This window comes from Ferruginibacter profundus, assembly GCF_054783275.1.
Map to the genome: position 1 here is coordinate 1398994 of NZ_BAAGQW010000003.1, position 13092 is coordinate 1412085.

General features: G+C 37.7%; 9 protein-coding genes. 2 read left to right on the forward strand and 7 right to left on the reverse strand.

All coding sequences use genetic code 11. The features are described from left to right. Positions 1 to 3351 carry a WGR domain-containing protein gene (locus ACYVM0_RS25675; protein ID WP_460562099.1) on the reverse strand — a complete coding sequence of 1117 codons (3351 nt, stop codon included), beginning with the start codon at positions 3349 to 3351 and terminating at the stop codon, positions 1 to 3. Between the two features lie 260 nt (positions 3352 to 3611). Between ACYVM0_RS25675 and ACYVM0_RS25680 the strand changes: the two genes are divergently transcribed. Both ACYVM0_RS25680 and ACYVM0_RS25685 read left to right on the forward strand, forming a co-directional pair. Continuing rightward, positions 3612 to 4322: an RNA ligase family protein gene (locus ACYVM0_RS25680; RefSeq protein WP_460562101.1), complete on the forward strand. Its 711-nt coding sequence runs from the start codon at positions 3612 to 3614 to the stop codon at positions 4320 to 4322. Continuing rightward, entirely contained in the window at positions 4300 to 5403 is a 1104-nt protein-coding gene (locus tag ACYVM0_RS25685; protein WP_460562103.1) for an AAA family ATPase, read from the forward strand. The genes ACYVM0_RS25680 and ACYVM0_RS25685 overlap by 23 nt, the downstream gene beginning before the upstream one ends. Positions 5404 to 5411: 8 nt before the next feature. On the opposite strand, the gene ACYVM0_RS25690 is transcribed toward ACYVM0_RS25685, so the two are convergent. From ACYVM0_RS25690 to ACYVM0_RS25715, 6 genes are all read right to left on the reverse strand, one after another. Then, the gene (locus tag ACYVM0_RS25690) at positions 5412 to 6239 is read right to left on the reverse strand and encodes a hypothetical protein (protein ID WP_460562105.1); all 828 of its coding nucleotides are present in this window, start codon (positions 6237 to 6239) and stop codon (positions 5412 to 5414) included. 30 nt (positions 6240 to 6269) lie between these two features. After that, positions 6270 to 9920, reverse strand: a complete 3651-nt coding sequence (locus tag ACYVM0_RS25695) for an ATP-binding protein (protein ID WP_460562107.1) — start codon at positions 9918 to 9920, stop codon at positions 6270 to 6272. Continuing rightward, entirely contained in the window at positions 9904 to 10476 is a 573-nt protein-coding gene (locus ACYVM0_RS25700; RefSeq protein WP_460562109.1) for a condensin complex protein MksE, read from the reverse strand. Before ACYVM0_RS25700 ends, ACYVM0_RS25695 begins: the two co-directional genes overlap by 17 nt. Before the next feature lie 22 nt (positions 10477 to 10498). Then, complete coding sequence (locus tag ACYVM0_RS25705; protein WP_460562111.1) at positions 10499 to 11686, reverse strand: hypothetical protein; 1188 nt, start codon at positions 11684 to 11686, stop codon at positions 10499 to 10501. Positions 11687 to 11822: 136 nt separating this feature from the next. Then, on the reverse strand, positions 11823 to 12554 hold the full coding sequence (locus tag ACYVM0_RS25710; RefSeq protein WP_460562112.1) for a metallophosphoesterase family protein: 732 nt from the start codon (positions 12552 to 12554) through the stop codon (positions 11823 to 11825). After that, a complete protein-coding gene (locus tag ACYVM0_RS25715; RefSeq protein ID WP_460562114.1) occupies positions 12551 to 13090 on the reverse strand; it encodes an RNA 2'-phosphotransferase in 540 nt (179 codons plus the stop codon). Before ACYVM0_RS25715 ends, ACYVM0_RS25710 begins: the two co-directional genes overlap by 4 nt. Between the last annotated feature and the right edge of the window lie 2 nt (positions 13091 to 13092).

A 13092-nucleotide genomic window follows, 5' to 3' on the forward strand; every position in this document is an offset into this window, starting at 1 on the left:
TTAACTGGCGTTTGAAGCCATACGTATTTCTGTTTCTTTTATTTTCACCGGTGTAATTACATCATACAATGCTTTTAACTGCAGCAGGATGTCAATACACTTTGCCTTATCGCCAATAGCTGCAATAGCAGATACATCAGATAAAATGGTACATACCACTTTTGCAACGGCTTCCGATTTTCTGCCCTCCTCCAAAAGAAAAAGATAGATCCTGTTTTTAGCAATACGGCTTTTGTTTACCCTGGTTAAAACAGAGCGGAAATAAAAATCCAGCGACTGAATTTTGTGGGCATCACCTGCAGCAAAACGTTCCAGGTAGTTGGTGGCAAACAACTGCATCTTTTCGCTGGGGTGCTGGCTGAGTTGTAATAAATACTGCACCCCATTTTCGGCGGTAAAAAATTTAGTGATGAGCTCTCTGCCAAAAGCCTCCACATCAGGCTTTATAGAATCGGCCAATGTAATTAGTGTTTCCGCATTCCAGTCGGCTTCAGTAAAATTTTCCCTGAAATACTGCATGGCAAATTGCCTGGTATCCTGCCATTTACTTTCTGTTATTCTTATGCTGGTTTCTTTTTCATATTTAATACGGGGGGATTGTGTGCTGTAAAATTTCCAACACCATTCTCTTACATTTAAATTTTCGTGCCCGCCTAAAGCAATTACCTGCGGAATAGTCAGTTGCGAAGGATCAGTATATTTCTCTAAAATAATAACACCTACATTTTGTGCAGCACTGTAATTGGAATACAATAAATTTAAAGCCGTTTCTTTATTGGCGTTTTGCAGGTAATTACTCAGTTGGTTGCACAAGAGTTTACTTACATCAGCATGCAGGCCTTCTGTAGTTTCTTTTCTTAATAAAAACGGCATTAAGTTTTCGGCAGCTTTTACACCAAAAGCATTTTCTTTTTGCGCCATACGCTGAATAACCGGCGGCAAACCTTTTCTTAAGTTTTCATAAGGCGATAAACAGTAGCCAATGATATCCTCCTGGTGCCGTAGTAAAGCGGCATCGCTCATACTGCTTAAAAATTCAATACCTTCTTCTCTTACCAGTGCTTGCTGATGTTGCAATAAGCCAGATAAAAATGCTCCTGATAAATTGTCAAGATCAAGCTGTTGCTTTTGTATCTTTAATAATCTTAACCCAAATAAAAGAACAGCTGCATTTTCATGCTGCAGCATATCTGCGGTAACGCCAATATTTACCTGTTGTAAAGCGTCGCCAAACAGTTCAAATAAAGTATCGCCGGCATCTTTGATAATGCGCTCGTTTTCGGTTGTTTGCTCACCATAACTCATCAATTCCGCAACAGCTTTGCCAACTACTGCATTTTTTATGTCAGCGGTTAAGGTATTATTTTTTATCAGCTCTTTCCCCCAGCTTCTTATTGCGGCATGTTTTGCAAAAATTAATGCAGTAATAAAATTGCTTTGTTGAAAATAAGTAGCCTTATAATCTTCTCCCCATTGCCTGCCTTTATTTTGAGCTTCTGTATTAATACTATTGAGCATAGCTAATACCAGGTCATCATCGGGAATAGAATTGGAATATTTTTCTGCCGCAAGGGTAAAGCCAAAATTTGCAGGAATTTCAAATGCTGATAATAACAGTTGTTTATACGCCTGCTTATCTAATCTTTGTTTTATGGTATTGTACTCAGGATGAATAGTAAGATTGTCTGCAGCAAACTGGTGTACTTCTTCCAGTTCTCCATCCATCATCAATTGCAGGTAAGCCTGCGGCACTTTATTCCATAAATGAAGAAATGGCGTACCGTTTTTATCAACAGTATTTTCAACAGGGTTGGTACTTGCAGCTTCGGGTGCTGGCAAAAGCGGTTCTTTTTTCTTACTAAAAAGCCCTGTAATTTTTTTTATCAAGCCACCCAGGCCTTCGCCTTCCGTTGATTTGGGCTTTTGCTGGTTTGAACCGGCAGCCGGTTTTTCGTTGCCGGTGCGTATACGCCATAAGTGGTTTGACTGCAAAACAATTTCGGGGTTATTGCCGCTTAACACCTGGTGTAAAAAAACAGCCTGCGCATTTTGCAAAAACCTTGTTTCAATACGGTCATAGGTACCCCTGTTCCAAACATAATTATAGGTAGAATAATGTGCTTTAAAATCTTTTGTAAACTTATAGCCGATCAATAATGCGGTGGCCAGTTTTACATAATCAGTATCATCATTTTTGCCGGTTAATAATAATTGCCTGAAAACCCTGTTGTGAAAATACCAACGTGTTTTTTGTGAGTAAGCCAACCGGCTGCTGTTCTTTTTAAATTCTTTTTGCAGTTTTACCCATTCTTCAATTTCAGGAATATATATTTCCTCGTCTGCTGCATTGGCAAATGAAATATTGTGCCGGAACATTTCCTGCTCTCTTTCAAACCTGCAGGCCAGCAGCCCGGTAATTTCAAAATCATCCAGTAATTCGGCCAGTTTAAAAATAGCGCGGGTGTGTTTAAAATAATTAGGGCGAAATGGTATTTCGTTCAATATTTTTTTCAGGCCGGTTCTTACCCATCTTTTTTCTGTGGCAATAATATAGAGGTCTTCCAGCCAGTTATAATTAGGTTGCTGCTGCACTATTCTTACCTGTAATAATTGGTTTAATGCAGTTTCGTTTTCGGCAGCAATAGCTTTTTTCAGGTCTTCGGGAAGCCGGTTGGTATATTGTGTTAGCTGTGTTTCCTTTTCAATACCTTCACTGTGTTTAACCAAACCAGCGCCGGCTAATTTTGAAATAGCTGCAACGGGATGTGTTACATGAATTGCTTTTAATGCAGTTATAGTAAGCGCATTGCCATCAAAGCAACGAACAAGTGCCCATGTGCAACAATACTGGTGCAACTGGTTGCCATTGCTGAATAGTTTGATAATGTAGGGTGCGGCTTCTTTTATTTTGTAAGTGCCCGCTTTCCATATTACACGGGATAATTTCCATTGAAACTTTGCATCAGTTGTTGTGCCATTTACAGCATTGTGCAATCTTTGTAAAATGGCTTTATTACGGCTTGCCGGCAAAATGGTCCAGTTAGTATTTAACACAATAGTACCGCTATCTAAACTAAAAGCTGTTTTTGCAGGAATAGTTGGTTCGCCGCTTTCGGATGTGGTATACCCCTTGTTTAATTTTTCTGTTTCAAGGGCATCATAAATTTTTTCTGCTTCTGCCAGGGTAACGGGTACAGGTGTTTTACTGCCTTCTTTTAACTGTGCTCCTCTTCTGCCATAACGAAAATTAACCACGTACTTATCATTGCCTACATCGCACAGATCAATTTCATACACTTTATCAGAATTGCCTTCTTTAAAATAGAGAAAGGATTGTTTTATCAGCCGCATGAGTGGTAATTGATTAAAGAAGTAAGTTAAAGAAAAGAGGGAAATAAATTGACCGGGAGGTAAAAAATATTATTGGGAAATAAATAAATCTAAACAAAACAATACTTAGTTTTGCAAAATCTTTAGCTATTGAATAGAATCTATTAATCAGCAAAGCATCAACTTTTACAACTTCTATACAATGTAATTTTTAGAATACATACCGATTAATGAGCAGCAAACTATTTGCCGCTTAAGTTTTTCATTCTAAAAATTATATCATGTCTATATCAAGAAAATACGGAAGGACATTTCATTACCCTTTTTCTCCGGGTACAACAAGCGACGATAGAATTAATATCAACTACTGGCAGGACATCAGTCTTTTGTCAACAATTATTCATACCGAAAAATTGGACGGCGAAAATAATTGTATAAGCCGCAATGGTGTATTTGCAAGATCGCATGCAGCACCAACAACATCTCCATGGACAAGACAGCTGAGAGAAAAATGGGCAGTTTTAAAAAACGACCTGGAAGATTATGAGATCTTCGGCGAAAATTTATACGCCATCCATTCTATACAATACCCCTTAATTGAAGAACACTATTATGTATTTGGGGTAAGGGAATCGGATAAGTGGTTGAGCTGGGAAGAAACAAAATTTATTGCTGCTATGTTTGATTTACCAGTAGTACCGGTATTGGAAACGGTAGCTGATTTTTCGGAACAAAAAGTTTTTGAAAAGAATATACTGGCCCTGGTAAAAGAAGAAAGTGTATATCAATCAATTGATGTGCAAACCAATAAACCCTGCAGCAGGGAAGGTATTGTAAGCAGGAATATATTGGAATACAACATTGATGATTTTGAAAAAAATGTTTTTAAATATGTGCGTAAAGGCCATGTAAAAACAGACGAACACTGGACAAGAAACTGGAAGCGGGCACCTTTAAAATTTGAAAGCAATGTGGGCATTAACAAAAGATAAAAACTGGGAGCAGCTGAAAAAACTAAGCTGGGTAAATGATATGTATGGCGTACCGCAAAGCCCGGTATACCATGCCGAAGGTGATGTGGCTACACATACACAAATGGTATTGGCTGCATTAGAAAACCTGGCTGAGTTTAAATCATTAGATGAGCAGCAACAGGAAATTATTTGGACAGCTGCGTTAATGCATGATATTGAAAAAAGATCAACGACAGTTACAGATGAGAACGGCAATATTATGTCTCCTGGTCATGCAAAAAAAGGCGCTGTAACAACAAGACAAATCTTGTACAGGGATTTTGTTGTTCCGTTTGATATAAGAGAACAGGTGGTTGGACTGGTACGTTATCATGGATTGCCTTTGTGGGTATTTGAAAAACCCAATCCTGTGCAGGCTTTATTACAAGCAAGCCTGGAAGTGAATATTGGTTTGCTGGTAATGCTGGCAAAAGCTGATGTATTGGGAAGAGTTTGCAGTGATGCAGACGAATTATTGTACAAAATAGATTTGTTTAATGAGTTGGCTGTTGAATATGATTGCCGGGATAAACCCAGACAGTTCGCCAGCAACCTCTCTAAATTCCAATATTTCAGAAAAGAAGACCGGCACCCGGATTTTGAAGCTTTTGAGGATACAAAAACGGATGTGATCATCATGTCGGGTATTGCAGGTAGTGGCAAGGATTTCTATATACTTAAAAATTATCCTTCGCTTCCGGTTGTTTCTTTAGATGATATGCGGCGGACATTAAAAATAAATTATGGCGACACTAAAGGCAATGGCCGGGTTATACAGGCTGCAAAAGAACAGGCAAAAGAATACCTGCGAAAAGCAATACCATTTGTATGGAATGCCACCAATATTACTTTGCAAATGAGAGAACAGCTGATTGATTTAATGGAACCGTATAAGCCAAGGATAAAAATGGTGTATGTGGAGACAAGCTATGCAAAGCTTTTGGCGCAAAACAAAAACAGGGAATTTACAATACCGGGTAATGCAATAGAAAAAATGATTGATAAACTGGAAGTGCCCAAATTGTGGGAAGCAATGGAAGTGGAATATGTTATTGGATAAAAAAAGAATTATTGGGGCAGCATAAATATTTCCTGCTCCAATACTTTTTTATATTTAAAGATAAGCCTCAGCAACTCCTGTATATTTTGCTCATCTGCGGCATAATTAACCAGTGGATTATATTGTTTGTTAAACAAGTCTTTGTTACCATATTTTTCTAAACGCATTACGATGTCTTCAGGTAGAAAAAATGTAGCCCTTTCACCAAGGTATTTTTTATACTCAGAATGGTAAATGCTGATGCCGCTAAAATCAAGATCACCAAAGTGTAAATACTGGTTAGGAATACCTGACAGCCATTTTACCAGGTGATTACTTTGCGGATAACGGCTTACAAATAATGGTTGCAAACCTTCAAATAAATATTGCTGCTTATCGATGTGACTGAAGTTTTCGGAATTTTCGATACCAATAATCGTTACAGCAGCATCAGGAATAAACGTTTCGTAATCATGTATAAAAGTGTAACTGCCTGCGGCAGGATTAATCTGAAAAGGGCGACCATTTAATGTGCAATTAATAGCGTTATAACTGTTAACTAAAAATCCTTTAAAGGTTTTTACGGTTTGCAGTTTTGAATTGCCAGATACTGCAATATTTGCTGCCCTGCTTTGCTCATTACTCTCAAGCGTAGAAATGTATTCATCAAGGTCATTGATGCCAAAATGATTGCTTAGATAAGCGGCCACTTTTTCTTTACCGGTGATAAATAACAGGGTTTTGGTTTTACCTGTTTGCTGCTTTTGCAATAAGCCATCATCCAGCATTTTTGTAACTGAAGCATGTTGCATACAACTGCCGGCAAGGGTTTGGCCGGGTTGCAACAGTTGCTGCATTTTTTTTGCTATATGCAGAGGCAGTTTCATCTATGCCGGCGATAATTGAGTAATGATTCTTTTAATTTTTGTATTTCGCTTATCGTCTTTTTCCAGTTTATAAATGTGTTTGTAATTAAGTGCATTGGTTTCGGTAGGCGAACCGTTGATGAGCAAAATATTTCTGTCGTTGGCAAACTGTAAAATACCCTTGATATTATTAGGGTGCAGTTTACCAATTTCATCCATCATACAATGCAACCTGAAATCTTTAAAACGTTTACTGGCACCTTCCTTAAAAACATTCAGCAGCATGATATTGATCATCGCTTTTACCAGTACGTCTGTACCCTCACTACCTACATTAGATAGTTTTTCCACCCAGCCGGTGTCATTTTGATTTTCTTCAATTCTGAATTTTAATTCAAATGAATCTGACAAAGCAATCGTTTCTTTTCTGTATTCAGCAATGGCTTTGCTGAGTTGTTTTAGAAGCTCTACGGCTTTTTTATTTTTACTGCCGGCATCTGCTGATGAAAAAAGATTGAGCCCACCAATATCAAAGGCATTTTCATCATTGTAGGTTTTTATCTGCATTAAAAGCTGTACTACTCTATTAGCACTATCATCAATACGCAATTCAATTTTTCGTATAGCACCTACAAAATTTTTGTTATCAAAATCTTTATTGATGTTGGTGATTACTTTTTGTATTTCACCGGCTTTGCTCATTAAATCGTTGGTTTGTTTACCCACCAGGCTTATAACATTGGCAAACCGTTCGTTTACTCTTTTTTCGTACTCCTCAATTTTACTGTTGCTGATAAATTCGTTCAGGTCTTCGGCAAATTGCTGGTAACTGTGTTTATCTGTAAGGCTGCTGTTAAATTTGAAAATATTATCCACAGAAAAGTTGCCTAAAAATTTATTGGCAGCTTCTTTTAATTCATCTAATCTTTTAATAGCGGTATAATAGCAACGGTTTATTTCTTCTATTAAAACCTTACAGGTTCTGTCATTTTTATAAATATCTTTTTCTTCGGTATAAGCGGCAGGCAGGCTCAGGTAAGCATCTGTTTGCTGATAGCGAACAAATGCCTTGCTGTCTTCTTCCAGTTGCAGTAATTGTTGTTGTAACTGGTACAATAGAGTTTCTGTTTCTTTTACTTCGGCAGTAATTTTTTCTTTTTGCAGGCGGTGCTTTTCTTCTTCAAAACCACACTGTTTATCTAAGGTGTTTTTTTGTGTTTTAAATTGCTCCGCTTTATCTATAAGTTCTTTTTTATCTTTTTTATACTCCGTTACCTTATCCCTGTTGTCTTCAACAAATTTTAACTCCTGTGCAATATTTTGTAATTGCAGGTTAATGGTATCCAGCCTTTTTGTGTCGGCGCCCTTTCCGGTAAGTTCCAGTGTTTGCTGTCTTAGTAATTCCTGTTCTTCTTTTTTGTCTGCTATTTTTTGCAGTTTAATGGCCTCCTCAATTTGCTCCAGTTGTTGTTTAAGCGCTAATTCAATAGCAGCAATTTTTTTATCGTATTCCCTTTGTTTTATTTTCAATTGCTTGCTTTGTTCTTCTTCTATTTGTAGCAGGTTTTGTTGTGCCTGCGCTAATGCTTCACTGGCTGCGGCTATGGCGGCATCAATAATAATAACCGCATTTTGTTTGGCTTCTTTTGCTTTTGCCTCCCAATCTTTTTTATTAAACTGAGCTTGTTGCAATAGCATCTTATCCTGGTCATGTTTATAGTCAACCTGCTTTAAACTATCTTTTGCATCTTTAACCTGCGGTTGATATTTTTTACGCAACAGCTCTATTTTTTTTAATTCATCGGCCTGTAATTTTTGTAGTTGTGTTTGAGCAGTAGTTAATGATAGTTGCGCTGCTTTAAGTTCGGCTTTATATTGCGCTAAAGTTTTTACTTGTACGGGAACATTATCGAGCATCAGCTCAATACCAAAAAGTGTATTGGCTTTATCTTTTAGCACAGGCGATAACCGGGTATTAAATAAAATGCCTTCAGGCAATAATTTGCCAATATTATCTTCCCAGTTTGGGCGGTGGGTATTTAGCCACCCGTATAAGGCAGCTTCGCTGCTGGCAAGGTTCTGTGTAATGCTATCGGCAGTTATTTGGGCCGAAAAAATTGTTTGCTCTAATTTTTCCTGTGCTCTTTCGGTAGCTTGCTTTATAGCTATTTCTTCAATCTCTGCTTGTTTTTGCAGGTTGTCTATTTTATTTTTTAAATACTCCTGTTCGTTGGCATTTTGTTGCAGCGCTACTTCATATTGTGTAACGGTATTTTTGGCATCTTCTAATTCGGCATCAAAAAACCGTTGGTGCGTAGTGGTAGCTTTGCGTATTTTTTCCTGTTGCAAACTACTTTGTTGCTGTTCCACATTTTGCCTGGCCTGCTCCATGTTTTTCATGTGGTGCTGCCGTATTTCAGCGGTTAGCTTTTCCAGCAGCTGGCGGGCCTCTTCTTTATTGTTGTTGCTTTGCTCTTTTGCAATCAGTTGTTCTTCTTTTTTATTTTGCTCCACCGTTTTTGCAGCCTGGTTAAGTGCTTGTAACAAGCTGTCGTACTTGGTAGTTACTTCGGCAAACCGTGTAGTAAGTAATAATTTCTCTTTGGTTAATTTATCCAGTTCGGCTTCCAGGCTGGTTTTTTTATTTACTCTTTCTATTATCGTTTCAATTTGCAGGCGACTATAATAATCAGCTTTTTCTTTTGCTTTTTTAATGTCATTTTCCAACACACTAATTTCTGCTTTTATTTTATCCAGTTTACTGCGATGCCGCAATTCCGCTGCATCAATGCGTTCCAGTAAAGTAGCTTTCTCAGCTTCCTGCTTTTCTTTTTTATCCAGTAGTTTAGGAATGTTGCGTTGCACCTGGGCCGCTGCCCAGGCCAGTTGCAGCGAAAATTTATTTTTTTCACTTTCTAAATGCTTAATGGCTAAATGATTTTTAACCGTAGTTTCGGCTTGCCTGGCAATATGCGGTTGTTTGTATAAATGAATATCGTTTAACTGGCTTTCGAAACCTTTTAAGTGGTGGGTATAGCTATGCAAATCGATACTGATATCTTCTTCATTAAGCGACATAATAATGGTCTGCTTAATAAATTCTGCCTCCAGTTTACTATTTAAAAAAACATTTTGAATAGTACGGGGAATATTCTGGTATTGCTTACTTTGCAGCAAAGCATATTTGGTAAACTCTTTTTTACCAGCTTCATTGTTGCCATATAAAATATCCCGGTACTCTTCGTAGCGGTCAATTTTACGGGTATGGTCAATACGTTGCTCATCCAGTATTTTCCTGTTGTCTTCCCATTTTTCAAAAGCATGCCCTTCGCTACTTACAAAAAAATCCCGGCTGTAGGCACTATCAAAAAACCTGAAACATACTTTACCCTGACTTTTAAAAGCTACTACGCAAAATGGCCCTGTTTCCCGTTGTACTTCAAAAATTAAAAAAGAGTTTTGAAAAGGGAAATAGTATTCTGCAAAATTTTTCTTTTCTTTTGATATGCCCAGCTTTAAAGTATCGGCGTTATAAAAAAATAAAATAGCCCTTAGTAAAGTGCTTTTACCCACGCCTTGTGTTCCAATTAAATGTACATTACCATCCACCATCACTTCAGCATACCTGATGGTAGCACTGTTGATAAAAATTATTTTATTTAAGAATCTCATGCGCTGTTTCCTCTTGTATTTGAATGCTTACTATTAGTTGTTTAATGTAATTGTAGGATGCCACTACTTTGTATTGGTTGGTTAATTCGTTCTCCAGTTCGGCATAGCCGGGTTGTACCAATTGTTTATCAATAAGGTTGTTGATGCGTTCAGCATAACTGCCTTCACCCGTAAGGCGCTTCATTATTTCTAATTTATCTTTTAAGCTGGCATCTACTTTTACCTGCTGTTGCACATCGGCCGGTGTAAACCTGAAGCCGGGAGCAAAACCATTATCAAAAGTCATAAAAAAATCTACCACATCTACCCAGCGGTAGGCTTGTTCTATTTTACTTTCCAGCGTAGCTTTAATTTCATTTCTGGAAAAATAAAAATATTCATCGCCCCGTTCCAGTATAAAACCTATGGCAAAAAAATAACTGTATAGTTCATCAAAATTTTCCTCTATGGCGGTATACAATTTACTGCTGCTATTTTCCACACTGTTGCTGCAAATAAATTTTCCTTTGCTGAGGGTGTCAAAAATATCGGCGGTGTAACGGTTGGGTGTGTTCATGTTGTAATTAGGTTTAACCATTTTATTTGTTCATTACCAGGGCATATTCTACCATTTCATCTTTTTGGTAGGTGTCTTTTATTGTAAGTTCCTGTTCGTAAATAGAAACCATCTGGCAAAAAATAGTAATTTTTTCCTCGTAACTAACAGGTCGTGGATACTTGTATTCCATAATAAAGCTGTGCAAATGCCTGCCTGATGCAACAAAGCCTCTTTTCAATTCTTCTAAATCAATAAAAATCTCATCTTCCGTTTGCGGTAGCAAATCTTTACTGGCCAACGCTTCTGCCACCTGCATGGTAGTTTTTTTGCTTTGCTTTATTTTGGCAAATACTTTTTCTATTTGTAACCTGCCCTCATCGGTGTGTAAATATTCCAGCGATAATTTTAAAGGATAGCTTGGCCGGCTTTCAAAAGTTACATCATTTTTTTGTTGCAGTAAAAATGCCAGGTTAGTTTTTGATTTTAATTCAAACTGGTCTTTTAAATATTTTACCTGCTTTATTTTTTCCTGAATACTGCTTTGGTATTTTACCTGGTTTAGGTATTCTATAATTTGCTTTTGGGTTTCAATTAAGTTGTGCCTGCTTTCGGTAAGTTGAGCCCTCACTAATGTAACCACTTGTTTTAACTCTTCATCTAAAGCAGTGGTGAAAAAAGTAAGCTCATCTTCAGTTACCAGTTTATCGGTATTTTCTATCAACAAATAAATTACCCTGCGCTTTTCATCAAATGCCTCCAGCTTGGCAATTTTTATAGCGTAATTAGGTTCTGTTTTAAAAGCGTTTTCTATGTTACGGTTTAGGTCAATTACATTGCGTAAAGTAGTACGCCCGATTTTACGCAGTGCCGCTTTTATCTGTTTAAGGTAAGTAAACCTGCGGTGCTCATTGTTTTCCTGCAGGTAAAAATTAATTTGTTGCTTTACCTGTAATATATTTTCGCTGATGTATGCCGTGTTAATTTCTTCATTTACTTCCAGAACCTGTTCAAAAAATTGCTGGTACTGGTCGTCAATTTCAATGTAGGGCCCGTTGCGGCGCAAAATATGTTTGCTGATGAGTATCTCTATTTTATCTTCTGATAATACTTCGGCCGCATCATCATATTTATACATAAACGACTTCCTTTTTTCAAACATCTCCACCAGTAAATCCTTTGCCTGCGTTAGTGTATTGATCAGTTCCTTAAGCGAAAGTATATAAGACATTGTTTTTTGAATTCTGTATTGCCTGCGTATTAAATAAAAAACCCCAACATTGCAGAAGAGGTTTTATGGGTGTAAAATATAACAACCTTCGGTAAAGATAACATCATCATTTTAAAAAAGGAATTAAAGTAATCTATTATTTATTCCTCCCCGTTTCTCCCGGATATAATTTATTCACCATTTCGCTTTGCCAGAATTGTTTGGTATCAATATCCATAATGCTGAGTTTGCCGGTAAATGCGGCGCCGGTATCCAGGTTCCATACATTGCAGCCCTGCATAGGAGTATCTTCATTGTAATATAATGTGGGGGTATGGCCGATATAAATTTCACTAAAAAGTTTTAAGCGTTTCGGAAAAAGAACGGAATCTTTTTTTATTCGCTTATCCATAACCAATGCGGTTTCCCAAAGTGTTCTGTCCCAGCTGAAATTAGAATTATGAAATTCTTTTTGTGGCCCATGCATAGAAGTAAAACCAGCATGAATGAACAGTCGGTTCTGTTCATCAATATAATAAAATGGCATTTGCTCTAAAAAATTAAGGTGCAGCTTCTTTTGTTCAGTGGTGGCAGTTGTATAACTATTTACAGTTTCCTGCCCGCCATGAAACAACCAGGTTCTGTCGGCCTCGCCGGTACGCAACCATTCTTCGGTCCAAACATCGTGATTACCTTTTATAAAAATGCATTCGTTGGTGTTGCTCAAAGCAATTATATAATCCATCACACCTGCCGATTCACTCCAGCCATCCACGTAATCGCCTAAAAAGATGATTTTATCATCACGGGTAACTCTGGCTTTTTCAAAAACCTGGCGTAGTGCTTTTAATCCGCCATGAATATCGCCAATCACTAAGGTCCGTTTCATAGTGTAATATATTCAACCGGTACGGAATCAACAAGCCATACGCCGTTTTCGGATAAATAAAAAACAAAACCAGCTGCTGTCATTGCCTTGGCATTGATAGTAAGGATTACAGGTTTGCCGTGCCTTGACCCTACTGCTTTTGCAGTTTCCTGCAACAGACTTAAATGAACATGCTGACGCTGTTGTTTTATCAATCCTTCTTTTAAAATACTTTCTATAAACCTGCTGGCTGTACCATGATATAAAACATCAGGCGGTGTAACTGCTTTTAAATTTAATTCCACTGCAATACTATGGCCCTGGCTGGCACGTATCATGGTCTTGTCTTCATTAAAAGCAAAACGTTTTTTATCGTTGGTATCCACAACGGTATTGATGATATCAAAATTTACGCTGTTGCCCTGCTCATTTATTTTGTCTATCAGCGCCGCTACATTGGCCCAGCCATTATCGTCCAGCTGCAAGCCAATAGCTTCGGGTTTATGGCGAAGTACCAGGCTCATTAATTTGCTGATATGTTTTAGTTGTTGTTGCATTG